The following is a 25,176-nucleotide window of genomic DNA, read 5'->3' as shown; positions in this document are numbered from 1 at the left end:
AGAAACCTTCCCAGCCGCAATAGCTGGAAGGCTCCTTTTGTACATTTTGTTTAATTGACGGCTACAAACTTCCATTGCTGGTTGGTTCCGCCTGTGTAATCGTTTTGCTGCAATTTTGCACCGTCTGTCGTCGCAGAACCGGTTACCTCAATGGCTTTATTGCTATTCACGTTAATAATACTCCAGTACCCATTGCCCAGATCATTGATTTTGAAATGCTGCGCAGTGGTGTTTAAATTACTCATAAGCTGTACTGCCTCTCCGTTGGTACTGGTGCCATTTCGGATGTCGATCACCTTATCAGGCGAATTCACACTCGTCAAACTGTAAATTCCGCTAGCTATTTGATTCAGGACCCACTTTTGAGGATTGCCCCCCAGATCAGACCATTGCTGAAGCTGCAAGTTGTTCTCGTTTACCCCACCCGGTACATCAATAACCTTGTTCGAATGTCTGGACACAATCTTGTAGGTCGCACCCGAGACTAGACCGCTTGATGGAGTGCCACCGTTTGGATAGGTCTGAGCACGTTCATAGAACCATTCGAAGAGAAATCGTCCCATTGCGCTTCTTGAAGCATCACCGTCCCATTTCAATCCTGCCGTAGGATCAGCAAAGGAGCTTCGCTGTCCAGCATCCAGAATAAAACCGTTCATGTGAGCTGCAATACTTACATTGCCTGCCGCGTTGAAAATGGTCTTCGTATTGTTACCAAAGCCTTCATTGCTGCCATTGAACAGATTCCAGTATTCGGAATCGCCGGCTTTCTTTTTGAACCAAGTGACTTCGGTGATGTTAATCGGATAATTATCAGCAGCTGCCTTTACATTGGTATTCCATTGATCTTGCAGAATGGACATGTTGTCATATGCTCCGTAACCCGGATACCAGTGAACGGCATAACCGTAATTGTTCAGCGGGTCTGTCAACGGATGGCTTGCTGTCAGACTGTAGAATTGGTTATATCCCAAACCAGCGGCCCAGATGACATTATCCGCGCCTTGGCTCCGAATGGTCGAGATGATGGAATTCTGGAAATTGCGCAAGTCGTTCCAGTGGTCCACAAAGTCGTTCTCGCCGTTATAACCACCCCAATGTCCGTTCGCATAGGATTTTACCGGCTCGTTGATCAGCTCGAAATGTACATTATCGGCACTTTTTATCTCTGGACGAGCAGCGAGATAACCCCAGATCTGATTGAACTTTTGCAGATTGGCCGAAGTGGTGGCCTGATCATCCTTCAGTGTGAAATCGAGTCCAAGCGTAACATAGACGCCTTTGGTTTTGGCATATTGTATATAAGGAATAATGACGTTCTGTGTCACGGCTTGTACACCTGCAAAATTGTAGGTGCCTGCCGCCACATCGCCCATGTCCTCACGGTCAATGAACAGCCGAATCTGATTCATATTCCAGCCGTGGCTGCTTCCGTATTTCGGGCTTGTACTTGTGAATGTATCCGTAATATCCTTCAGGTAAGCCAATGTGGCAGCATGACGGTTGTTGCCATGAAGATTCAGATAATAATTGCTGTTCTGATATGTCCAGTAGGCGCCTGAAGGCTGATGCCAGCCACTTAGCACGACGGGCTGGTTACTACTGTTCACCAAGTTTTTGCCGCTGACATGAAGCTTGCCCATCGGCATGCCGACCCACGCTTCCGCACGTTCGGTTCCGAACGGCATAATAGACAATAGCAAACCGAGAATGATCATAAATTTACAAGATACCAACCATCTCTTCAATATAATCCCTCCTGAGCTTAAAGTGTAAAACGTTAAAACGGAAGGCAACACCTCCTTTACTATAAAGGGGCTAGACCTTCCAGCCCCCATTCAAGAGAGAATCATTATCCAACGATGCCAGTACGTTCAACACTTTCAACGAAATAACGCTGCACAAACAGATAAATGATGATTAAAGGCAGGATCGCCAGCAGAATGCCTGTATCCTGAATCATGCTCAGATAGAATGGATCGGCTTTGGATGCGCCATCACTAACCTGCTGTGCCAGATTATATGGAAGAGAAGACAGCTGCGTTGACATCACCTTGCTGGACGTCAGATAGGTTGTCGTGTAGAAGCTGTCATTCCATTGCCAGACGAAAGAAAACAGCAGTACAGTAACGATTGATGGAATTGCATTTGGGAGCATAATACGTGTAAAGGTTCGGCTGATCCCTGCACCATCAACGTAAGCGGCTTCCTCCACCTCTTTGGGAATGCCCCTGAAAAATTGGCGAAAGATAAAAATGTACAAACCTGCTTTGAGCGAATTGGCTGTTATGGCAGTCAAAATAAACGGCCAGTACGTATTCAGCAGATTGACGGGTTTGCCTGCAATCAGCGTCATCAGTCCCATGAGATCGAAGCTCTTCAGATTCAGATACACCGGGATCAGGATCGTGGTGGGCGGCACCAGTATGGTCAGAATGACTCCGGCGAACAACAGATTACTTCCCTTAAACTTCAAGCGGGCAAACCCGTATCCGGCAAGTGCACAGGAAAGCGTGGTCAAAATAGTCGTTGTTGCAGACAACGCAAACGTATTGAACAGCGTTGCCCAGTAATCCATGACACGAATAGCCTCTCGAAAATTGTCGATAGAGAAATTCTGTGGAATCCAGACGACAACCGCGGAATACAAATCACTTTTATCCTTGATGGACGTTGATATCTTCTGAAAGATAGGAAACAAAATAACGAAGGATAGCCCTGCAATGAGTGTGAATCTCACAACAGACCACAGCCAGCTTTTCCACTGCTCCAGCGACAACAGTCTTGATATCATCAACGCACACACCCCCTTTTCTAATCTTGATAGAAGACACGTTTGGAGAAAATAAGTGAAACGATCACCAGAATGACGGCAATAGCCAGGAAATACACCCATGCCATGGCTGAGCTTAACCCAAAATCAAATTTAACGAAGCCTGTATCGCGAATAAGCTTGGTCATGGCGTTGTTTGCAAAAGAATCGACGATGGTGTAAATGACGTTCACAAAAATGAGTGGGCTGACCATCGGAAACGTGATTTTCCAGAACGCTTCATATCCAGTGGCCCCTTCCATTTTGGATGCTTCATATAGCTGGGGCGATATCGTTTGGATACCTGCCAAAAATATGAGAATCTGTACACCGGATTGACTGACAATCTGATATATCCGGTCTACCGCACCGCTCAGATATGTCACGACCCATTCGCTCAACCCCGCATCCAGCATCAGCTTTTCAATCTCAAAGGTTCCCAAGGCGCTGCCACCTGTATTGCTCTGGTTCACAGCCTCGATCAGACTGGTGCTTTCCAGCGTCATGATGACGCCGGATGCCAGAATCACCGGCAGAAAAAATATGGATCTCGCTACTGCTCGCCCCGGAAACCTCTGATTCAGAATAACTGCAAGGAACAGGCTGAATATTACGATCAGAGGCACATTAACGAGCACATCTGTGATGGATTCGATCAGTGCCCGGTTGAAGCTGGTATTTACCGTCATTGCCTGGATATAGTTGGCGAGACCTGTGAACTGGATGGATATCCCCTGTGCATTCGCCTGAATTGAACTCAGGCTGTAGCGCAAGGAAGCCAGCAGCGGAACCAGGAAGAACAGGACAAAACCGACGAGCCAGGGAAGCACATAGATGACTCCCCAGACCGCTTTCTGCTGAGCGTAGGTTCGGCGTCCCCACTTCCCCTTTAGTAGCGCTTTCAGAGTTGCTCACCACCTGTCACGTAACTTTTGGGTTCCACGTTATGACCGCCTGCCTGCACCGGGAAGTCGTTATAATTCACCAGAGCGAAGCTTCCGTTTTCATATGTCGTTTGATACACCCCTTCAGCCAGCTTCTCGTGTGCCACCATGTGAAGCCCTGCGAAAGGACGATTGGCCTGATTGACCTCTTCATACATCTCCGCAGCGAGATCAATCCATTGTCCATAGTGCGCAGCATACAGATTGTCGTAATCCGTTTCCTTCACAACATGATTCGGTGCGTTAAACCAAGTAAAATACGGGCTTGCCCCATACTCCACGAGCTTTAGTACATACTGTCTCGCATCCGTATAGGTTGACAGGTTGTAAGAAGCTCCCGTATAGCTGATGCCACCATGTACAACCAGTTGGAAGAACGGAATCTCCTCATCCTCCAGCTTGAAGCGGCTGCTGGACATTGGGGCATCCGTGAGATCTGTCACATAGGGCAGTGCATACGCATTCCCGCCTTCGGCAACAACAGATAGCCCTTGCTGCGCAATCTGCTTCAAGCTCTCGGTGACGGCTGTTTGTGCTCCTGTGCGATCCAGCAGTTTCTTCGGATTCATGTCACTGTTCACTTGATCAGCAAGATCACGCACCGACAATCCCCCTTGCTCATAGGGCTGGAGTGCTTTCAGCAGGTCTTGAGTCACATCTCCCAGCAAATGCGGAGACAGGATATAGGACGGAAGTCGATCCCGGTCACGCCGCTGTCTTGCCGGGTCCATCGGATATAGAAGTGCAGGCTCCTGCGTCAGTGTGCGTGAAGCTTCCTTGGAAGGACTGAATCCTGTCTTGGAATGTACATTTAGTACAGCGACATCGGGGTAAAATCCAATTCCCTCCTTACGAGCATAGTCGCTGAATTCTTGCATGCCTTTTCGTCCTCCAATCGCTCCATCCACTTTGATGGAATCCGGTATCTGATGTTGAAGCCCTTCATTAAACCATCCCGCATACCGAACCTGAATGTTGGATACTTGTTTTTTCTTAAGGATCGACAGAATCTGCCGGGCTTCATCAAAGGTGGTCAACGCTTCGGTAGAATCGTAGGGTATGCCCAACATATGTTTTCTGGTCGTCATTCCGCCGATAAGCTTCAGGTAAAACGGAATATCCATTTCTCCCCCAGCTGTTTGGTTCGCAGGAAGGCCATTCGTCTGGATTAAGTAGTCACGATATAAGGAAGCCAGACCGGAGTAAGAGGCTTTCTCTGCCCCGGCAAAGGCATAACGGACGACAAAATCCGATGCGGTCGGCTTCTTCTGAAACTTGGGAAGTGTCCGTACCATGTCGCTGGCTTGGAGTGTTACATCACTTTTGTTTACAAGGTAGAAGCTCGGATACACATTGTTGTAGCTATTCAGCTTTCCGCTGATATCTGCATTTACAACCGCCACCGCTGCGCCTTCCTCAATGATGCCAAGAAATGCGCCGCCCTCACGAATGAGACCGAATACCGGCAGCCTTGCTCTTTCCTCGGAGGAGTCCGCTTCACGAAGCTTCATCGTCAGATCCGGTCCGTATACATCCTGCTGATAGGCAGGGTATTGTACCTTTCCATTATTAAAATGAATGAGTGCTCCCGACCCATCAGGTACAAACAGGGAACCTTCCTGATCCGCTGCGCCAGCCCCGAAATAATCCAGCACGGATATGCTGTTGATCGGGTATTGCTCTGGAAAATGGATGCCAGAGGCAGGTACACGTACAACCAATGATTCCTGATCCAGCTCATATTCAATGGATAGCATAAACAATCGGGGGCCGCTTTTTTCCTGCTCGATGCCATGCTCGGCATTGTCCAGCTCAAGGTCCTCGGACGTGTAGCCGGCTGTCTCAAAAGCCTTCAGAGCACGCGTCAACTGAAGACCCTGCAGCGCTTTGTCGTTCCGAACGTATACACCCGCGTCCTTCTCCTCTGCATACCCAATCTTCAAGGCACGTTGTCCTGCCTTGTCGAGCAAGGCAAGCAGCTTCTGTTCGAAGCGCTCTTTGCTGATTTTTACAGGCAGATCTTCCACAGAACTCTCATTGGTTCCGAACTGGTAGTTCACCCGAACCCCATTCGGCAATGCTTCGTAGCTTATCTGCTGGTGAGCTACGCTGTCCGTATAGGAATTGACCGAGCTGCTCTGACCCAGACTGTTATAGAAGCTCAGCTTGGACTGTGCAGACAGCAGATCCTTATTGATTCCCGACGCAAGCGAATCGATCTTCCGATCTTCCGGATTGCTGCGCCAGATCTGCCCGCTTTGCTTGTGAATCACCGCAATCTCAGCTGTATCCTCCTGGATGAGTAGCTGCAGCTCATCATTCTGGGCAAGCCCGAGCATGTCTGGCAGACGGGCATCGCTGAAGGATGAGGCCAGCTTCTGACCAGGCTGCAGTACAGGCACTTCTGCTTGTTCATCCGCATTTGCCGACAACGTAGTTACAGGCGTAGAGTCGGGCTGACAGCCGCCAAGAAACAGGATGAAAACGAGCAGGATCACGGGCATTTTTTTGGCCACGTACAAAATCATCTCCATTCTCCTTCCTTAGCCCCGGAGTACAAGTTCCTGATAGATGGTGGCTGCAAAGGACACAATCTGCTGCACCAGACTGAAGAACAGCAGGCAGAGAAATGCCATGAAGGCCATGGCAACCAGCGTCAAAAGCATGGTAAGCACCGTTTTGCCCGGCGAATACTGATGCACAGTCATATTGCCTACAAATAACAGATATACCGTCCAAGCTGTTGCAGCCAGGTTGAAAAAATAATAAAAGGCCGTTTCCTGCCCGGAAATCATTAGGCTGAGCCAAATCCACGGAAACTGAATCAGAATCAGCGGAACCAATGCGAAACAGGTGGACATGAAGATTTCCGAGAATTTGCCTTCACCGTCCATGAGTGTGGTTAACGACCAATTCGCTGTACACCAGAACAATACCGGAACAATGACATAGACCATTTCCAGCAGACTGTTCAACCGTTTCGGATTGTTATAATTGACCAGGAACCCGCTATATTGTGCCTGAAGGATCGTCGTGATCGCCAGCAATCCCAGAATGACCAACGCAATCATCAGCGTTGTTTTCTGATTTCGCTCGTATTTCAGCTCCCAATAGCCGTCAAACGGGTGAAAAATAAGATGCAGCGGATATCGGACCCATTGTCTACTTGATGCCTGCATTCGTTGTCCCCTTTCTCTGTCTGCGAACGATGGTTATGGCTACCAGCCCGGCAGCAACCAGAATCAGCCCGGACATTATCCATGAAAAATGCTCGCGGAGCAGGTCTTTTCGATACAGAAGAAACGCTTTGGAATACCCTTCTCGTTCCATGCTTCGTTTAAAGTATTGCGTAGATTCGGCATAATCCTTCTGCCGCAACAGCGCTTTTCCAATACCTGCGTAGGCATATTCGAGATTGGCATTCATGTCTGCAGCTTTGGCAAATTGCTTCGCAGAGCCTTCCTCGTCCCCATTGAAATAACTGCGTACTGCCTCATGAAGCGTACGCCCGTATTCAGTAGTTTGAAAAACGGTGATTTCTCCAAGTGCTTTGTCCAGCACCAGCATCCGATCCCCGGCACGCTCCAGAGAAACAGGCGTATTAAATTGTCCGAGCCGATTGCCGATACCTCCAAACATGTGAAGCAAATATCCGTCCCCGTTATAGGTGAAAATCCGACCCATATTGGCATCAAGCACGGAATACATATCGCTGTCCCCGACATCGACATCAATCAGCCGCGAAGGCCCTTTCTCATTGCTGTACAACAAGTCACCCTGGGGCGGATAGTATCCTTCCCTTCTTAGAATATCCGCGCCCTGTGCATTCAGTTTCTTGATGGGGAGTCCGGTCTGGTCACCGCTGGTTGCATAAATGAAGCCCTCCTCGTCAATGTCCATATTCGTAAACTCGGTTGGTGTGAACATGACCATCTGACTGCGCTGCTGACGAGTGGCGAATCTTTTCCATAGATATTCCACCGGATCGACCGAAACTCTGTTAGCGCCGATAAACGAGGCGAATGAACCGTCGGAATTAAACTCCATGAAACCGTCGAAGACACCTTCCGCCATGACATAGATCCGCTCTCCTTTATCCATAACAACGCGTATGGGTCTGAATTGGAAATCTTCCTTCAGGAGGTCGGATTGAGGCAGGTCCACCATTTTAATCAATTGCCCCTGCTCATTCAGATGAACAATCCGTTGATTATCCGAATCGGCGATGAGCAGTTGGCCGTCGTCCGAAACGTATAATCCTTGCGGATGTTTGAAGTGATCCTTCTGTCCATCATGATCAAATGAATCGATAATCCGTGTCAGATTAAAATCCCGATCCAACTCAACGATTCGGCTGTTGCCTGAATCCAGCACGTAAATTCGCTCATCAGCCGTAACGTGCATGTCAGTCGGTTCTTTGAATGCGTCAATCTTCAGCCCCGTGCCTGTAATGATTGTTGTCGCCTCATATGCGGCAGGAGAACGAACCGCCTCTCCCCAGTACGAATAATTGTACGCATTCGTCTGTCCGTCGGCGTAAGCTATTGACGCCGCATTCCCCAAGTAAAGGAGGCAGGCAAGAGCCATGGTGATCCATCCGCATCTTTTCCACATGCTTTTCAATGTTGCTGCCCCCCTTCTACTCTTTCATACCGGAAGTTGCCATCGTCTGCATGACACTGCTCTGGGAGATGATAAACAGCGTGATTGGCACGATCATAAGCAGCAGTGCCACTGCAGCACCGACCCCTGCTCGGGCAATCCCCCCCTGGATAATCTGACTAAGCGCATAATGCAGTGTTTTCAGATTTTCGCTGTAAATGAAGCTTCCGCCGTCTGTTCCCCATAGGGCCGGAAATTGTAAAATCATAAGCGTCAGCCAGGCTGGCTTCACGTTAGGCATCACGATGCTCCAAAATATACGATATTCATTTGCCCCGTCGATTTTGGCGGCCTCCAGCAGCGCATCGGGGATCTGTTCCATAAACTGCTTCATCAGGAAGAGCCCGAGGGAAAATGCGAGAGAAGGCACAATGATGGATGCATGTGTGTTGATCCATCCAAGCCAGGACATCACCATGTAGTTCGGAATCGCCGTGACGTGTGGCGAGAACATCAGCGACAGGATGACGATGGTAAACAGCACATTCGAGCCGGGAAACCGATATTTAGCCAGCGGGTATGCCGCCGCGGAGGCCAACAGGATATGGCCCGCCGTCCCGAGCAGCGTAATCAACAGTGTATTGGCAATATACCGGGATAAAGGAACCCAGGAGTTACCCATCAGATTGATCAGATCCGAGAAATTTTCCATCGTCGGATTGTTTACCCAAAAGCGTGGCGGAAATATAAACAGCTCATCAAGCGGTTTGAAGGCATTGTTAACCGTGTAGATCAGCGGCAATACCATGAATGACCCGAACAGCGCCAGCAGCGCAAACAGCATCAGGCTGACGGAAAATGACCGGTTGAGTCTTCTCGGCATGCCAAAAACGGCACGTACCTTGCTGGTCATTGTCATTCACCTATCTTTCTCAGCATTTTTTGTGTCAGTATGTTCGTTCCCAGCATCAGGGCGAACAAAACAGTTGCGATCGCGGACGCATAGCCCATCTCGAACCGAATGGTGCCGAAGTCCATCAAGTGGGTTACAACGGTATGCGCTGCATAGTTAACGCTCGGAAAACCGGCCAGTGCGATGGAGATTTCGGCCACAGCGAACGAGGCTGTAATCTGCATGACCGCCCCAAACATGAGCTGTGGTCTCATCGAAGGCAGTGTAATATACCAAAGCTCCTGCCAACGGTTTTTGATACCGTCCACCGTACCCGCTTCGACCAGAGAACGGTCAATCGTTTGCAGACCCGCAATGAAGGCCAGGAAGCTCGTGCCGAGACTGAGCCACAACTGTACGAGGATGACAATTGCCAGCACGTACTTCTCATTCGAAAGCCACTGGATCGGTTCCAGAATAACGCCAAGGCGCATGAGAAAGCCGTTCATATACCCATAGCTGTCTCCGGAGAACACGATTAACCAGATGAAAAAAACGTTTCCTGAAATGGAAGGTGCATAGAATACGAGTGTCATGACTGCACGGATTTTCGGGGACAGCTCATTGATAATCCATGCAAATAAAAAGCAGGCAATATAGCTGACAGGCCCCGTAATAACGGCAAACAGCAGCGTATTTTTAAGCGCAATCAAAAAAACATCGTCATTCAGAAACAGGCGCGAGTAATTTTGCCAGCCAATAAATCGAGGGAGCTCCAGCATGTTGAAGTGGAAAAAACTGAGTCCCAGCGAGATACCTACCGGAATGACAGTAAACATGAAAAAGATCAGCATAAACGGTGCCATTAGAACGTAATAGTGTCTGCTTCGATACAAATCCCGTTTCATAAGGGACCACCGACTGTCCTGTCTTGCGTGAATGGCAGGAGCAGTCGATGCCTTGGTGGTTTCTGCGTGCAACCGTTCCCCTCCCTTCCTCTACTTCAGATTGAATTCCTTTCGCTTGAGTTCGATCTCATCGTTGATATACAGAACGTAGTCTGACAAGGCCTCGCGCGGGTTCTCATTCGCATTGACCACTTTGCGGAACGCGTTGTCCAGGTGTCGGCCTGTAAAATATCCACCGGGAACTTGAGGAATGCCTTGCACCCACTCCCATTGCTTCTCCAGGTTTTGGTAATCCTTAACAGGCCAAGGCAGCTGCTCCAGTGCTTCGATATTGGCGGTCGGGTAACGAGCCGCAGCGCCCATCAGGCCTTCCATTTCCCTGCCGTATTCAATCTGGGTCTGCTTGTCAGTCCACCATTTCATGAACATCCAGGCAGCATCCTTGTTTTTGGCATTTTCCAGCATCATGACTGCACTTGTGGCACTTGCCACCTCATGCCTTACGGACCCATCTTCCAGCTCCGTGCCAGGTACGATTGTGAAATCCCACAGATTGCGAATTTCCGGCGCCATGACGGTTAGCATGTTGTAGGTTGTGTAGTCCGCAATTCCAATTGGCATCTCTCCGGTGCGGAAGCGGTTGGGGAAATCGGCTTTAAGCGGGAATTTGTAATTGGTGTAGAATTGGGTCCACCGCTTGAACGCATCCATGGAAATCTCTGAATTCAACTCACTTGCTTTCTGATCTTCCGCATAAAATTCGCCATTGTTCTGATAAAGCAACATGGCAAACGTTGCGTTCGGTATCATGTTGGCATTGTTCGTCGCATCCTCGATAGGCAGGTAAAACTCCATATTATGTTTTTGCAATACCGAGATGGCATTATAAACGTCCTGCCATGTTTGGGGTGGCTCCAGGCCAAGTTCATTCAAGATATCTTTCCGATAAAACAGCATTGGAAAATGCTGCTGCTCCGGCAGGGCATACACCCCGTTGTTGAATCGGTACGGCGTCAGTCCGCTTTCTCGGAACCTCTCCGCAACCTTAACAAAGTCCGGGAAGCCGCTCAGATCAGCCGCTGCATTCCGCATGGCGTAATTGACGGGAATATCTTCGCCCATCTGCATGGCTACATCCGGCCCTTCTCCAGCAAGCGTAGCAGGCAGCAAAATATTGGGCGGAACGAGACGCAGCTGGACTGAAATATCAGTTTCAGGAGTAAAGGAATCATCAATCAGGCTTTTCAAAACCTGTGCCTGGTCGCGTCCGGTAGTAATCCACACGGTAATGGAATTCGTATTCTGCTTCATATTGCCAATACTGTCGTAATCCTCTGTATAGGAAGCGACGTAGGCACCCACTTCGTGCTTCATCCGCTGTAAAAGGTTAGCCTCAGCATTGGGCAGCTCATGATTAGGCGAGGACACCAGGAGATAATCCAGCGCTATAGGCTGTTCACGGACAGACAAAATCCATGTTCCCAGCCCGCCCACATTGATCTTGAAGGTATCCAGACGTTTCGGAACCGTCTCCGGCCTTGCCGCCATATCCTCCAGTTGAACAACCATGGCGTGTAATACGGCTACCTTGTCACTCTGTTCACCAGTTGCCTTCTCCAAATAATCCGCAACAGAACGGAGAATGCCGGCCTGCCGCTTGAATACTTCCGTCATCTCAGGAATGCGCTGCTCCAACTGATAATCCCTGAGCGGATCAGGCTTGTTGGATGTAATCATCAAAATTTTGCGATACATTTCATTTAGCTCCAGCACGCTGGATTCCACCGTTCGCAGTAGTGGGGCAATATCCCCCAGCGTAACGGTCATTCGCAAACGGTGCGTTCCTTTTTTCAAATGAAACAGATAAGGTTCACTTTCACTCGTGCCCAGCACCCGCGTCTGCCAATCAGGGCTGTAGTTGAAGCGAATACGCTCCATTTCCTTGAATGGAACTTTACCGTCGATCATCAGACTCCGCGTGGCATACACGCCGCGAAGCTGATCCTGCTTCACTTTGAGCGCAATTTGATACAGGCCGTCAGCTGGTACATCGACATCCCATTCGATCCATTCCCCAGGAAGCTTCCAGTTGAGGCCTCCAATGGCGTTGATACGGATCTTGGAGACGTCATATGGTTCAAGAGATGGGCTTGAGCGATCCGAGATGGGAGCAAGGGTTGGTGAGGATTTGCTCACTGCCTGTTCTCCCTGCAGCTTGAGCATGACGGGCTCAGCCGGCTTCAAGCCCGCCGATTCATAACCAGCCTGAAGCTCTTCGTAAGCCGGGATACTCTCTTCCTGATATAGCTCGATATAATCGATCGCCATACTTTCGCGCAGCGAGGTTAGCGACAGCTGCTGGTTGCCCTTTTCAAAATAAAACTGATAGGGCTCTTCGAAATAACCTGCGCTGTCCTTGAAGGAGGCAAGCTGCCAAGCTGGTGTTTCGACCTGCCGGGGTCTGAGATCATTGCCACGATCGTCTCTTCGTATCGTGTCTTCGCGATTCCCCCATACTCGGTCAAAAAGCAGCACATCCGCTCCTCTGAAAGGAACCTCTCCATTCAGCTCCAGCTTCCGTTCAATCGCGGAGCTTTTGCCTGCTACTGGATAATAATGAATGCGTAGTTGGTATAAACCACTGGACTGCACAGGAACATTCCAACTGATGGTGCCAGACTCAGGTGTGACTACAGCCTTTCCGTCCAGCCCTGCGTAGCCATCAATAACCTCAAACTCCCCGTCCGCAGCCTGCAGGAAAGCTTCCCCCTCAATTCGTATAATCTGATCAGGTGTATCTATGTTTGAGAGAGTGGAGATGTAGTGCTCATAGCTGCGGGAATCAGCTGTACCCGACACCGCTTCAAAGTCCTCGTACGCCTGTGCAATGCCCGGACCGCGATCTCGCGTAGGGTACAGACTCAATAAGGAGAAGATCATGGCAAAGGCGAGCAGCACAATTAGTCCCTTTTTCTTTCGTGACCGCATGTTCCCATATGTCCCCCTTTTATTTCAGCATTTTGCATCAATTGGATTTAGCAAATGACTCATTTGTATACCTCACTGATGGCTGCCTGGAAGGGTGCTTTATATTTTTCAATAACGGTGGAAACGGAAACACCATCGACCAGCTCACCGTTAAAATCCCAGAACGGCAGAGATGGGAACGTATTATGGTCCAGCACCAGCATGCCCTCGGCAACCGTTTTTGCATTTTCAATATCGGCTTCGTCCGTCAGGTGAGTCTCCAGGGTAGACTGACTAGGGTAATCGTAGATGGAGTCAATCTCGTTGATTTTTTCCCAGATGTACATCAGTTGTTCCGGATTTTCAACCGCTTTCGGAATGGTAAGTGCCTGATATTGCGATTCACCGGAGTGGTAGGTGGTCGCACTTGGTCCTTTCGGGAACGGAAGGAAGCCGATATCATAATCCTGCATATCTGTCTTAATTCCTTCAATCTCGTACATGGCGCCGGAATACATCAGCGTATTGCCTTGCCGAAAGAAGGTAGCCGGTTCCGTCCAGTCGCCGCCTTCCGAAGCTCTTCCCACTTTTTCCGTAGCCATTCTGGACACGAATTTCAGCGCTTCTTTTGTTTTTGGATCATCCAGGTTTTGCTTGTCACCCTTGGTCAGCGAGGCCTCATTGGAGTACAGCACAGGTTCAAGCAGCCCTGTTTGTGCCAAACCCCAGGTATCGAGCTTGCCATCGTTATTGCGATCCTTGTTCGCCTTTTTGGCAACTTCAATGAACGTATCCCAGCTCCATTGATCTTCGTCCACGTATTCCTGTAACGGCTTCATACCCAGTTCCTGCATGAGTGTGCGATTATAGAAAATACCGCTTATGAATGAAGATTGGTCCTCTGTGAAGCCATATCCCCGACCTTCATACTGCATGTATTGGTTCGTTGTTTTCTGGTTAAACACTTTATCGTTTTTGGTATACTCATCCACTGGCCATAACAAGTCTTGCTTGGTGAGTGCGGGAATAGCGTAGCTTTTGCCCAGCCGTACAATATCACCAAGGGGTTCTCCTGCCATCAGGGAGGCTACGACCTTTTCCTGGTACTCACCAAAATCAATTGAAATATATTCGATGTCAAAGTTATGCTTTTTCTTCAGTGCCTCCAGGTTCTCGATTCGCTGAATGTTGTCCGGATTGCTATCGGTCATTTCCATATCCCACCAGGCAACGACCTTGATCGTTCTTCCCCCCATGTCAAAATCCATTTCTGGTGTAGAGTTCTCATTCTTTGGTTCTGTTTCATTCGCAGCCTGCTCCTCCTGCGGTGCCTTCGTTTCCGGCTCTGTCTGAGCGCTGGAGCCAGAGCTGCAAGCACTCAGCAACAGCATGACTGCAAGGACCAGACTCATCAGCATGAACATGTTTTTTCTCATTGTTGTCCCCCCTGAATGTGGTTTTTCGGTTTGCCATCAAAGTGTAGCCTTCGAATGAAAGCGCAAACAACCTGTGGAAATAAAGGTATTTACCCGGTCAAACTATAGGTTTGGGCCATTCGAATCCAAATTGAAGCATTTTCCTAGGTAATTGGTAAATAAATGCTCCCTCAGCAAACAAATGCACATTGTATACGCTTTCTTTGTTTCTCATAATGGAATTAATGGAATGTAGACATCTGTCATTCAGCTATCGATGTGCGGTGGGATTCGGTTTATAACAATTGAAAGCGAGGGATTGCTCATGCATAACATTCTGCTTGTGGATTTCAGTCGTTACATGTGCGGAGAATTGCACCAGCTGCTGCGTCGCAGCAACTCCGATTATGCCATAGGAGAACGAGTTATTTGCACCCGTACCGCGTTATCGGCATTGTCCGAGCAGCAATTTGCTGTGGTGCTCGTAAGTACCGGAGGATATTCGTCTGCAGGTTTATGGGTATGTCACCATATTCGAAAGATAAGCCAGATTCCCATTCTTATTATGGGAGGCAATGATCAGTTCCAGCTTGTCCGCAAAGCTTTAGCCTATCAAGTAAGTGATTATCTGCCTGGAAGACTCAACGCATCTGCGCTCCTCCATAGTCTTGACAGGCTCCAGACCAAGCTGGAACCTGAACAACCAAAGCGGAATCTGTACTCCTTAAGGTCGATCATTCAGCTTGAGGGTAAACAGGTGCATTCCGCCCAGGTCATCCAGATGATCAAAGCTTATGTCCTCGATCATCTCAGTAGTGACATCACGTTGAAGAAAATTTCCGATATGGTTCATTTTAACTACGCATACCTTGGACAGAAATTTAAATTGGAAGAGAACATCTCCTTCAATGATTACCTGCTTCAGCAGCGAATGGAAAAAGCCAAACTACTGCTGACGACCACCGATTTGCGGATCTATGAAATTTCAGCGGAGGTAGGATATATGGATACAGACTGGTTTTATAAAAAATTCAGGGCATACGCAGGCGTAAGTCCCAATGCCTATCGAAAACAAAAAGCATTCACTGCTTAGTTTAGAAGCACTTCCGTACCCGTTAAGGCAAAAAAAGCAAGGCCATGGGGCATTCGCTCCTGCAGCCTTGCTTCTCTTCATTTTCTCTTTAACGAACCAATAGAGATTCTCTGAATTCCTGAGGTGTCATACCTGTCGCCTTTTTGAAAAAACGAGTGAAGGAATGAGCTGACTCATAGCCGACCTGCAGCGCAACCTCCCGAACCATCAGATCGGCATTTCGAAGCAGCTCTTTTGCCCGCCTGATTCTCAGCTCGTCAATGAATTCGGAGAGGTTGATTCCCATTTCCTGCTTGAAGAAACGGGACAGATACGATGGATTGAAATGATAAAGCTCGGCCAGTCTTACAAGCGAAAGATCTTCTTCCAGATGCTCCGTGACGTAAGTACACAGGGAATGAATTACGGCATTTGCCCGCTCCTGTTCATTCGAGCTCTTGAAGCGCACCAATTGGTCGGCTGCCTGATACAGAAACTGCACCGCATCCTTCATACAAGTATACTCGTGGAGATGTAAAAGCCTGCGCTGATCGGGTATATCCTGATGCAGACCCCAACGATTGATGGTCGAATACAGATGCAGCGCCAGATTATAGTAGGTTTCCATGGCCCTCTCCATGGTCACATCCTCATGAATCAGTTCATTGGCCAACGCCTCAAACACTTCGTAAAATTGCTGGATTTTCCCTGTCTCCAAATACCCTGACATCACTTCGATTCGGTTGCTGATACGTGTGAACTCCCTCTGTCCCTGATTCGGAAGAACCTCATCGTAATCCCGAAGCACCATGGATATGCCATCGCCAATTTTCATCCAGTGTAGTTGCCTCAACCTCTCGTATTGCCGGGGAATTTCGGACCAGTGACAGCTATTGCCGGCCAATGCAAAGACCACGGATATGCCAAGAGAAGTCATACATGCCTCCTGTACCCATTCCAATGTACCCTCCAGATACCGAACAAGGGAACTGCCTGGTTCCAATTCCGTTTGCTTGGGCTGAATAAGCCACACCATATCCCCATAATGGTCCAGCACGCTAATATGAATAGTCTGCTCCTCCATCACAGCAGAACCGATCATTCGGGCAGATGTATGAAGCTGAGCTCGTTCCGCATGTGAGAGCTTCTCCCTGTAAGTCATTCGGCCAAGCACAACATAAACGGGAGAAGAAGCACGCAGTCCAATACCCCATTGATCCAACTGATTCTGGATGTCGATCTCAGAACCTGCATATGCAGTCCCGTTCTGCAATAGATTTCGCAGATACTCCTCCTGCTGTAACACTGCCAGCTGACAGGTAACCTCGTATGTTTTCTCCAGCAGCTTGTGCATGTGCTGACTCTGTCGAATCTCTTCCACTACTTCTCCCACCACAGCCAAAATCTTGTCGTACCCTTCCGTTTTGAGCAAATAACGGACATTCTGCATCTGAAAAGCCTGGTAAGCATAGTTAAAGTCGCTGTAACCCGTTAGGAAAATAACACGACAATGCGACCAATAAGCCTGAACCTGCTCTGTTAGCTCAAGACCGTTCATGCCAGGCATGCGAATGTCAGTTAACACGATATCAATTCTTGAGCGTTCCATCCAGGTTAATGCCTCACTCGCTGAGTAAGCTCTGCATACGTCAAGACGATCAGGCATATATCTTGCAAAGGTTTCATAAAGAGCGTCCGTAATAATCTCCTCATCATCCACAATCAAAAGTCGATACATCGGTCTTCCCTTCCTTCCAAATGAATTCGGATTGTGACCTTTAACCCCGACAGTTCACTTCTCGTCAAAAACAGGCCGCTTTTTCCCCCATATGTCAGTACCAGGCGTCGATGAATATTCATCATACCCGTCATTTCATGCGAGTCACTTTTTTCAATCAAACCGTGTTGAAGTGCTTCAATATGATGATCCTCCAATTCATGGCCATTGTCTTCCACACTAATCTCCGCGACATTATCCTTGATGTCAAACCGCACTCGAAGCATACCCTGATCGGTCATTTTTTCCAGACTGTGCTCATATGCATTCTCGATAATGGGCTGTATGATCAATCGGGGAACACAAATGCGCTCCATCGCCGCGGGCATATCACCGAAGTCTGCCTGTATGCGTCTGGAAAACCGCAGCTTCTGAATTTCGGTATAAATACGTGAATGAGCTGCCTCCTCTTCCATCCTGACCTGATCAGTTTCGTTTCGGGTAATAAATCTGAAATATTCGCCCAGCATGTGGGTGAATTGTTCAATGCGCTCCGTATCCCCTGTTCTTGCAAGTGAATTGAGAATAAAAAAGCTGTTATATAAAAAATGGGGATTAATCTGGGACTGGAGCTGCTTCAATTCGGCACGCTGCATCATCATTGTTTTTTTGAAATCCCGATCAATTAGCAGCTGAAGCCTTTCAAGCATCTGATTAAATCGACTATACAGGAAGCCAAACTCATCCTTTCGCTTATGCACAATGGGGATGTCCAGTACCCCGGTCTCCATTTTCTTAAATCTCTTCACAAGCAGAAGCAGGGGAATGTGGATGAGCCTATAGCCTGAATAGAGAAAGGCCGTTATTGCCACAAACGATGTCATTGCAAACAGCCATGCCCAGTGGTAGAACTTGCTTAGTGGTCTTTTCACACTCTTTTCCGGCAAATACGTCGCTACAGACAAACCCAGTGATTCCAACCGGCTCTGACTGACATAATAGCGTGTGCCATCCACCCTTACCTGAAATGCATCATGGTCGCCTTTAATGATGTGATCACGATAAGCCTGAAGAATAAAATCACGCTGCGAAAGGTCTGTGATGATATGGCCCGTTTGCTCCTCCATCAGAAACGAACCGCTGTCAGGATACAGGTTAAGCTGGGTCAGTGCATTTTGAAATTGTTCCGTATCTAGCTCGACCTGCACTACAAATAGCGGAGCCTCTCCTTTTTTACCGCTCAACCTTACGGCACTCAGGTTCATTTCATCCTTTTTCACCACAAAACGAGTTCCTTTTCCCTGCACACCTGAACTGAAATAGTTATAGGAATCGCTGTTGTAATCATCAATCCCATGAGTGGCGGAAATGCTTTTACCAATCGTGCGAATATGCACATGAACATTTTTGATGTAAACACTGCTATTCTTGAACGTGGCAAGCCGTTCGGACAGATAATGGAGTGTATCTCGGCGATCCACCTGATCCATCATCTCCCATAGAATGGCAAGCCTGTTGAGCTTCCTGTCTTCCACAATGTCAAACTGCTGCAGCTCCATCCATTCCATTTCCCGATTCAACTCATCGAGATAACCGACAAGCCGCCTTTCTGTTGACGACGATATCTCCTGTCTGGCATTGTCATAACTCCAGTTGTACAAATATATTCCCAGCAAAATTAATGGAAGAACAAAAATCAGATAAGTCACGATCAGCCGGGCGAAGATGCTGCTGCGCCAGGATTGGGCCGGTAATTTAATCAATTCATCCCCTCCAGCATGTGAGGTGCTTTCGGGGTTACATGCGCCATAGAGAAACGATTCATTGCTCCAGTGCCGTTTTTGAAATAAACCACGCATTAACCTCCGTTGTGATCTGATCTCCGCCTAATTTTCGCCAATCCTCCACAAACTGATCGAACTCTTCAATGGGTCTGCCAAGAATAATATTCAGGTAGGCTTCAAGCTGAAGATCATTCAGTATCATCTGCCGGTCGACCATCGTATCGGTAATGCCACCCGTGAATTGATCGTACAGAAGCTGTCCATTTCTTTCATAGCCATCCGCTATGCTGAACGCTCCAGACGGTCCATAGGTCTGATTCCAACCCCAACCGCTTTCCACGCCCTCCTTGATGTAAGCTTCAATTCTCTTCTGAATTGCCGATGCTTCCTCCTGAAGTACAGACAGATCTCCGGAACGGCTTGCTTCCTGAATTTGGCGATAGGCATCCAGATTTTTGGTTCCCGGAAAAGGAGTGACTGGCGAGAGCATCCACACTGCCTTGGAATCGTCATTGTAGTATGTTTCGTACTGAGCCTGCTCGCCCCAGTTCGTCTCCAAATGCAGATTCATGAGCTTCATAATGACCTCAGGATGAGGATAGTCTTTTCTAACGGCGAAGTACTGCCAGGTATTGGTGCGAAGGGGTACCTTGGCCAATCTGCCGGATGATGCTGTGATGGGAAAAGCCTGCCATTCGGCTTTTGGATCGTTCTCCCGACTTGACTGGATCATAAAAGGAGTCCATTGTTCGCCATAAAGCAGGCCGATTTTTCCGTTCTGGATCAGGCGTGCTTCATTTGTTCCTTTTTTATAGCTGAAATCGGGGTCAATCTGGCCCTCCAGATACATCGTTTGCAAGACTTGCAGCGCTTTTCGAACTTCGGGCTGTATGCCGCCGTATACCAGCTTGCCATCCGCATCCTTAATCCAAATATTCGGATATGCGTCATACCCGGCCATCAGGCCGGCAGCTCCCATGACCGGGTCCCACAAATGATTCGTTAGGGCAAGTCCGTACGTATCTCGTTGACCGTTACCGTCAGGATCTCTCTCTGTAAACGCTTCCGAAATTTCAAGCACGTCTTCCATTGTTACCGGCGGATGAAGTTGCAGGCGTTCAAGCCAATCCGTTCTGATCCACAAGTACTGGGCTGTTTCGATGGAGGATGCCGTTTCAGGTATCGCCATCAGTTTGCCATCAATGGTTGCCACGTCAAACGGACCATTTCCTTCTGCCTCCAATATGCTCTTCGTTAACGGAGAGGCATAGGTTTGGTATACATCGGACAGATCCTGAATCAGTCCTGCGTTGCTCAGCTGTCTTAGCTGGTACGGATTTACTCTTACGATGTCAGGAATACGACCGGCAGCAAGGGAGACACCCAGCTTCTGCCCGAATACATCTCCTTTGGCGATCCAATCATAGTGCAGCTGAATCCCAAGCTTCCGTTCGTACAGCCGGGTCCAGCGATTGTCCAACAACGTCTCCCCGGGAAGCTCGCTGATCATTTGATCCAGATCGTCACCTGCTTCTCTGACAAAAGAGACTTGCACCGGAGAGCTGTATTCCCCAAAGTTCGGATGGTTGTCTGCTGCCTGCACCTTCATCTCCACCATATCTTGTTCCGAATATCCGCGAGTATGCCCTGTTGGTATACATGCGCTGAGCAGTAGAATCACGATTAATTTTGTTTTGGTTAACACAGTGATGCGCATAAGATTCACCTCCATTCGATTGAAAATATTATGAAAGAAGCCGCCGATTGGGCGACTCCTTTCGATACACTACGCTACGAATCCATTCCGTTCAATCCGTTTAATCCATTCCATCCTGTTCATCCGTGAGCATCACCTGATATTCAAAATTCGAAAAATCAGCTATCCCCCCGATCATTTTCGTCGAATATAAGAACAATCCGATCCGGCAGCCCATAAAGTGATCCAATTTATAAAACATTTTGTGGGTGATCCCAAGCGGCTTCCACCTCGCTCCCTCCAGATAAAAGAATGAACATTCGTCCTGATTGTCCACGAAATTCCCGGTGGCCTTAAGCGTAACCTCTGATTCTTCTATCGGTATTCTCGCATATTCGGTAGCTGGCTCTGCATCAACCAGATTACCAAAAATGGATGAATCTTCACTCGTTCTTGCCAGCATGACCAGGTAAAACTGTCCTTCATTTTTCGTGAGCGCGATCATACCATAGGTGCCAATCAGAAAACACAAGCCTGCGTAATCGCCGTCCTTCAGTCTGCTTCCATCCAGTGTAACGATCACTTCACAGGCAGGACCCATTGCACGCTGCGTCAGTGTATTAACGGCAAACGTCAGGTTTGGACGAATATCCCCGGATTGCATGCGATAAACTCCCGGTTTGTCGGTAACAGACCAGAGGTCATCATTAGGGGTATGGTTCCATTGCCAAAAATCGTTCAGGCGTACCCTTCCGTCTTCGTCCGGTTCATAATAAAATGAGTCGCTCCCAACCAGGGGTTTATATGTATAATCCGGTCTTGTGCTCGGGATCAGAATTTGATTCGGGGCTTGCTTGGCAAACACCGGAATATCATTTTCGAAATGCAGCGGAACGAGAACAGGAATGCGTCCGATAGCACCATGATCCTGGAAAAGCATGGCATACCAGTCACCATCCGGTGTATCCACGATACCTCCCTGGGCTACCCCAGCATTAAAATAACCCATATCATCATTAAATACTTCACCGCCAATAAACTCACTCTCCAGCGAATCGGCCATATAGCACGCCTGCGTTCTTCTCCCCAAAGCTTTGGAGATATGGATTAAAAACACATAATATTTCCCGTTGATTTTGTAGAAATGGGCACCTTCATAGCCGAGGAAATAAGGCTGTCTGTCTTTTACGATCATGCGCTGTACTCCGCCGGGTTCGGGCCCGGACAGATCAGAGCTTAGCTCTGTTAAATAAATCTCGGCATTGCCATGTACCAGGTAGATTCGACTATCGTCATCGAAAAACAAAGAGCAATCATGATAAAAGCCTTCCACATTATGCTTCTTCCAGGGACCGGATATGGATTTGGCAGTGTACAGGTAAGTCTTATAGGTATCATTGGCTACAAAAATGACGTAGAACGTGTCCTTGTGATGTCGAAGCGAGGCAGCCCACATGCCTTTGCCGTAAATCTGTTTGCCTTCCTCCAGACACTGGGCGGGTGTATCATCCAGTCTGTCGTACACATAAGCAGAAGTTTCCCAATGGACCAAGTCATAGGATCGCAGAATGACACAGCCCGGCATCATGTGCATTGTTGTACTGACCATATAATAGGTGCCATCAACACGAATCACATCCAGATCCGGATAATCAGCCCAAATAATCGGGTTAGCATACATCATGTTCTTTCTCCCCTTTTATTGATCATTTCAAAGACTTAACCAACGATTTCGATCCTTAGCAATTCGTTTGTTAATTAATGATTTCCCAACGGTTTTCCCTTAAAATTATAAAATAGAAGTGCATCACAAAGAATGATATATGCTACCGCAAAATTGATCTATTCTAAGATTGGAGAATGATATGAATACGATTTTCTATGTCGGTTACGATGCCGCTCACCCGGGAGACTTCATTTATGACATACCGGATGGGCATGATTTCTGGCTCCTCATTCTCACACAGACGCCGGCGGAATTTTGGGTGAATGGCGAGATAAAAGCGTATCCTGCCAATTGTGCCGTCCTTTATCCTCCTCATCAGAAAATCATGTATCGTGCGTGCTCGGATCAATACATAAATGATTGGGTACGATTTCTCTCGGATGAATCATATGTACTGGAGACAGCTCTTCCGCTGGGCACACCCATTCCTCTTCCGGACCCCGGCTATTGTCATCAATTATTTCAATTGCTCGCTACCGAAAATTTTCTTTCGTGTGATTACCGTGAGCTCTCTATTGATTATTTGTTTCGAATTATGTTTAACAAGCTTCTCGAAGCCTCTCATACCGCCGTTAACACGCCGCATTATCAGGGTCTTCTGGATCTGCGCAAGAGTATTAACCATAATCCGGGCCAAGAATGGAGCGTTACTGTCATGGCTGATTGTGTTCATCTTAGTCCAGGCTATCTGCAATCGTTATACAAAACTACATTTGGCATCTCATGTATGGAAGATGTAATCCAATCCAGAATTCGTCTTGCCAAAGAAAGACTTATCCATGGTCAATCCAGAATCTCAGACATCAGTGAGCTTTGTGGTTATCGGAATGTGGAGCATTTCTCCAGGCAATTCAGGCAAATGGTCGGTTGTACACCGCGTGCTTATCGTAAATCCGTTATTTCCCCATCATAATACACTTGTAAATGTCACCATTTGACAACAAAATTACTGCGCAGGGGCTCTTCTCCGGCGCAGTAGGGACAGGCTAAGCTTTACCTGTTTCAAATTTCCATTGTCTGATGCTGATGTCCGGCTTTCCGCTCCCAATTCCATGAACTACAAAATATAAATCATGAACGCCCTGGGCATCTGAAACGGAGGTTGAATAATACAGCCACGGATGGTTTACATCGGATGCCTCGACGAGAAGCTGTCCGATGAATTGTCCATCGGTTTGATCCAGACGAAGTTCGATCACCCCATCACCCCCGCTATTGGATATCGTTGCTGAGAAGCTTGCTGCCCCTTCATGACCAAAATCAACCTTCGATAAAGCGATCCAGCTGCCACTTCCCAAATTTGCTGTAATTACAACTTCCGATTCAGTGGAAGATACAGAGTCATGCAAGTTTAATTTCTCGGTCTTCACTCCTGCACTCCATCCCATGGTCGCCTCAGTTAGTCCCTCATAAGGGTCGAAGAATTTCACCTGATCAACCCCCTGAACATCTGCGCATACCTCATGAATGTGCCCATCGGCTGTGTCGAAGTTAATTCGATTTAGATGTGTGGAACGATAGCCTTCGGGAGTATCCATCGCTTGGGATAACGTCTGTGCATGATAGGCAATGTACCAGTAATCCGCAAATTGAAATATGGCATGATGATTGTTACCGCCAACACCAAAGAAGTGCCCCGGATTTTTGAGGATGCATCCTCTGTACGTCCATGGTCCCATCGGCTGGCTGCTTGTCATATAAGCAATCTCTCCTGGCGGAGGACTGCCCTCTGGTCGGTCACCCTCATAAAAGTTTGAGCAGTACGTAAAGTAGTAGGTATTGTTAAATTTATGTATGCCTGCATCCTCGAACATGTATGGTGCAGGAATAACCTTGGCACGGCCTATTACACTGGTCATATCCTCTCCCAATCGCATCACTCTTGCCGTGTCGGGCCTCTCTGCTTTTCCTTCCGGAATTCCACCCCCGAAATAGATATAAGCCCTGTGATCTTCATCTACCAGTACTGCCGGATCAAACAACCATGTCACCTCTTCAACCCCTGGAGTCTCCCTCGTGATAAGGGCTTCTCCGATTGGATCTGTCCAGGGTCCGACCGGAGTGGGGGCAGTTAATACCCCAATGCCGCTGGCATTGTTAGCGAAATATAGGAAAAACCGATCCTTTCCCTCAATTATCTGATGTGCAGCTGCAGGCGCCCAGGATTGGGTGGCCCATGGAGCTGCACCTTGTGGTCCGGCAACCAGAACCTCACCATGATCCGTCCAGTTGAGCAAATCGTCTGAAGAGATGATAGTTATGCGGTTGATTGATTTGTAGCTGTTTTTCTGGATAAGACCCCCCATATCATACTCCAGCGTATCACTTGTCATATACATATAGACACGATTACGGAATACCAGAGCGTAGGGATCGGCTCCAAATTTGTGGGCAATCAGCGGATTTCCGTTTTGAGGTGCTTTTCCAATCGCTGATTGGATACTTGACGTTGAGGCAACTTGTGGTCGCAATTCCGTTTGTTCACTGGCATTTGAAGAAGAATTGAATTTCATGGGCAGGTTCCCTCCATTTCAAATATTTTGGATATTCCATGATCACGCTAAGCTGTCCCCAATTCTGAATATGGTATACTAAAAAAAAGAAAACGTTTGCAAGAATAAGCCAACCATGATAGGATGATTAC

17 protein-coding genes are annotated in these 25,176 nt (G+C 48.0%); 2 read left to right on the top strand and 15 right to left on the bottom strand.

All coding sequences use genetic code 11. The features are described from left to right. Positions 1-50: 50 nt before the first annotated feature. The 10 genes from P364_RS0128070 to P364_RS0128025 form a co-directional block, all read right to left on the bottom strand. Positions 51-1,745: an RICIN domain-containing protein gene (locus tag P364_RS0128070; protein WP_024633354.1), complete on the bottom strand. Its 1,695-nt coding sequence runs from the start codon at positions 1,743-1,745 to the stop codon at positions 51-53. 104 nt (positions 1,746-1,849) lie between these two features. Then, positions 1,850-2,794, bottom strand: a complete 945-nt coding sequence (locus tag P364_RS0128065; RefSeq protein WP_024633353.1) for a carbohydrate ABC transporter permease — start codon at positions 2,792-2,794, stop codon at positions 1,850-1,852. Between the two features lie 17 nt (positions 2,795-2,811). Further along, positions 2,812-3,714 (bottom strand): carbohydrate ABC transporter permease, encoded by a 903-nt coding sequence (locus tag P364_RS0128060; RefSeq protein ID WP_024633352.1) that lies wholly within the window; start codon positions 3,712-3,714, stop codon positions 2,812-2,814. Then, positions 3,711-6,281: a DUF5696 domain-containing protein gene (locus P364_RS0128055; protein ID WP_024633351.1), complete on the bottom strand. Its 2,571-nt coding sequence runs from the start codon at positions 6,279-6,281 to the stop codon at positions 3,711-3,713. Before P364_RS0128055 ends, P364_RS0128060 begins: the two co-directional genes overlap by 4 nt. A gap of 15 nt (positions 6,282-6,296) precedes the next feature. After that, on the bottom strand, positions 6,297-6,932 hold the full coding sequence (locus P364_RS0128050) for a Yip1 family protein (RefSeq protein ID WP_024633350.1): 636 nt from the start codon (positions 6,930-6,932) through the stop codon (positions 6,297-6,299). After that, positions 6,916-8,367 carry a hypothetical protein gene (locus P364_RS0128045; protein ID WP_029881361.1) on the bottom strand — a complete coding sequence of 484 codons (1,452 nt, stop codon included), beginning with the start codon at positions 8,365-8,367 and terminating at the stop codon, positions 6,916-6,918. Before P364_RS0128045 ends, P364_RS0128050 begins: the two co-directional genes overlap by 17 nt. A gap of 25 nt (positions 8,368-8,392) precedes the next feature. After that, positions 8,393-9,268, bottom strand: a complete 876-nt coding sequence (locus P364_RS0128040) for a carbohydrate ABC transporter permease (protein ID WP_024633348.1) — start codon at positions 9,266-9,268, stop codon at positions 8,393-8,395. Positions 9,269-9,270: 2 nt separating this feature from the next. Then, positions 9,271-10,188: a carbohydrate ABC transporter permease gene (locus tag P364_RS0128035; RefSeq protein ID WP_373456170.1), complete on the bottom strand. Its 918-nt coding sequence runs from the start codon at positions 10,186-10,188 to the stop codon at positions 9,271-9,273. 57 nt (positions 10,189-10,245) lie between these two features. Beyond that, complete coding sequence (locus P364_RS0128030; protein ID WP_024633346.1) at positions 10,246-13,143, bottom strand: extracellular solute-binding protein; 2,898 nt, start codon at positions 13,141-13,143, stop codon at positions 10,246-10,248. A gap of 59 nt (positions 13,144-13,202) precedes the next feature. Next, the gene (locus P364_RS0128025; protein ID WP_024633345.1) at positions 13,203-14,558 is read right to left on the bottom strand and encodes an ABC transporter substrate-binding protein; all 1,356 of its coding nucleotides are present in this window, start codon (positions 14,556-14,558) and stop codon (positions 13,203-13,205) included. Between the two features lie 304 nt (positions 14,559-14,862). On the opposite strand from P364_RS0128025, the gene P364_RS0128020 reads away from it, so the two are divergent. Beyond that, positions 14,863-15,630, top strand: coding sequence for a response regulator (locus P364_RS0128020; protein WP_024633344.1), 768 nt, complete (start codon positions 14,863-14,865; stop codon positions 15,628-15,630). 88 nt (positions 15,631-15,718) lie between these two features. Here P364_RS0128020 and P364_RS0128015 read toward each other — a convergent pair whose 3' ends face one another. The 4 genes from P364_RS0128015 to P364_RS0128000 all read right to left on the bottom strand — a co-directional run bounded on the left by P364_RS0128015 (position 15,719) and on the right by P364_RS0128000 (position 22,490). Then, a complete protein-coding gene (locus tag P364_RS0128015) occupies positions 15,719-17,347 on the bottom strand; it encodes a helix-turn-helix domain-containing protein (RefSeq protein ID WP_024633343.1) in 1,629 nt (542 codons plus the stop codon). Beyond that, positions 17,332-19,089: a sensor histidine kinase gene (locus tag P364_RS0128010; RefSeq protein ID WP_024633342.1), complete on the bottom strand. Its 1,758-nt coding sequence runs from the start codon at positions 19,087-19,089 to the stop codon at positions 17,332-17,334. The genes P364_RS0128015 and P364_RS0128010 overlap by 16 nt, the downstream gene beginning before the upstream one ends. Positions 19,090-19,147: 58 nt before the next feature. Then, positions 19,148-20,827: an extracellular solute-binding protein gene (locus P364_RS0128005; protein WP_024633341.1), complete on the bottom strand. Its 1,680-nt coding sequence runs from the start codon at positions 20,825-20,827 to the stop codon at positions 19,148-19,150. 100 nt (positions 20,828-20,927) lie between these two features. Then, positions 20,928-22,490 (bottom strand): glycoside hydrolase family 43 protein, encoded by a 1,563-nt coding sequence (locus P364_RS0128000; protein ID WP_236642112.1) that lies wholly within the window; start codon positions 22,488-22,490, stop codon positions 20,928-20,930. 181 nt (positions 22,491-22,671) lie between these two features. Here P364_RS0128000 and P364_RS0127995 point away from each other — a divergent pair, with 181 nt between their 5' ends. After that, complete coding sequence (locus P364_RS0127995; RefSeq protein ID WP_024633339.1) at positions 22,672-23,445, top strand: helix-turn-helix transcriptional regulator; 774 nt, start codon at positions 22,672-22,674, stop codon at positions 23,443-23,445. Between the two features lie 73 nt (positions 23,446-23,518). On the opposite strand, the gene P364_RS0127990 is transcribed toward P364_RS0127995, so the two are convergent. Then, positions 23,519-25,045: a glycoside hydrolase family 43 protein gene (locus tag P364_RS0127990; RefSeq protein WP_024633338.1), complete on the bottom strand. Its 1,527-nt coding sequence runs from the start codon at positions 25,043-25,045 to the stop codon at positions 23,519-23,521. Between the last annotated feature and the right edge of the window lie 131 nt (positions 25,046-25,176).

This window comes from Paenibacillus sp. MAEPY2 (assembly GCF_000499205.1).
In the GTDB taxonomy this organism is placed as follows: Bacteria; Bacillota; Bacilli; order Paenibacillales; family Paenibacillaceae; genus Paenibacillus; species Paenibacillus vandeheii.
This window is presented reverse-complemented; position numbering and strand designations above follow the sequence as displayed.

Coding starts and splice junctions, on each gene's coding strand:
- P364_RS0128055 (WP_024633351.1), bottom strand. CDS start 6,281: ATGATTTTGTACGTGGCCAAAAAAATGCCCGTGATCCTGCTCGTTTTC.
- P364_RS0128050 (WP_024633350.1), bottom strand. CDS start 6,932: ATGCAGGCATCAAGTAGACAATGGGTCCGATATCCGCTGCATCTTATT.
- P364_RS0128045 (WP_029881361.1), bottom strand. CDS start 8,367: ATGTGGAAAAGATGCGGATGGATCACCATGGCTCTTGCCTGCCTCCTT.
- P364_RS0128040 (WP_024633348.1), bottom strand. CDS start 9,268: ATGACCAGCAAGGTACGTGCCGTTTTTGGCATGCCGAGAAGACTCAAC.
- P364_RS0128030 (WP_024633346.1), bottom strand. CDS start 13,143: ATGCGGTCACGAAAGAAAAAGGGACTAATTGTGCTGCTCGCCTTTGCC.
- P364_RS0128025 (WP_024633345.1), bottom strand. CDS start 14,558: ATGAGAAAAAACATGTTCATGCTGATGAGTCTGGTCCTTGCAGTCATG.
- P364_RS0128020 (WP_024633344.1), top strand. CDS start 14,863: ATGCATAACATTCTGCTTGTGGATTTCAGTCGTTACATGTGCGGAGAA.
- P364_RS0128015 (WP_024633343.1), bottom strand. CDS start 17,347: ATGTATCGACTTTTGATTGTGGATGATGAGGAGATTATTACGGACGCT.
- P364_RS0128005 (WP_024633341.1), bottom strand. CDS start 20,827: ATGCGCATCACTGTGTTAACCAAAACAAAATTAATCGTGATTCTACTG.
- P364_RS0128000 (WP_236642112.1), bottom strand. CDS start 22,490: ATGATGTATGCTAACCCGATTATTTGGGCTGATTATCCGGATCTGGAT.
- P364_RS0127995 (WP_024633339.1), top strand. CDS start 22,672: ATGAATACGATTTTCTATGTCGGTTACGATGCCGCTCACCCGGGAGAC.
- P364_RS0127990 (WP_024633338.1), bottom strand. CDS start 25,045: ATGAAATTCAATTCTTCTTCAAATGCCAGTGAACAAACGGAATTGCGA.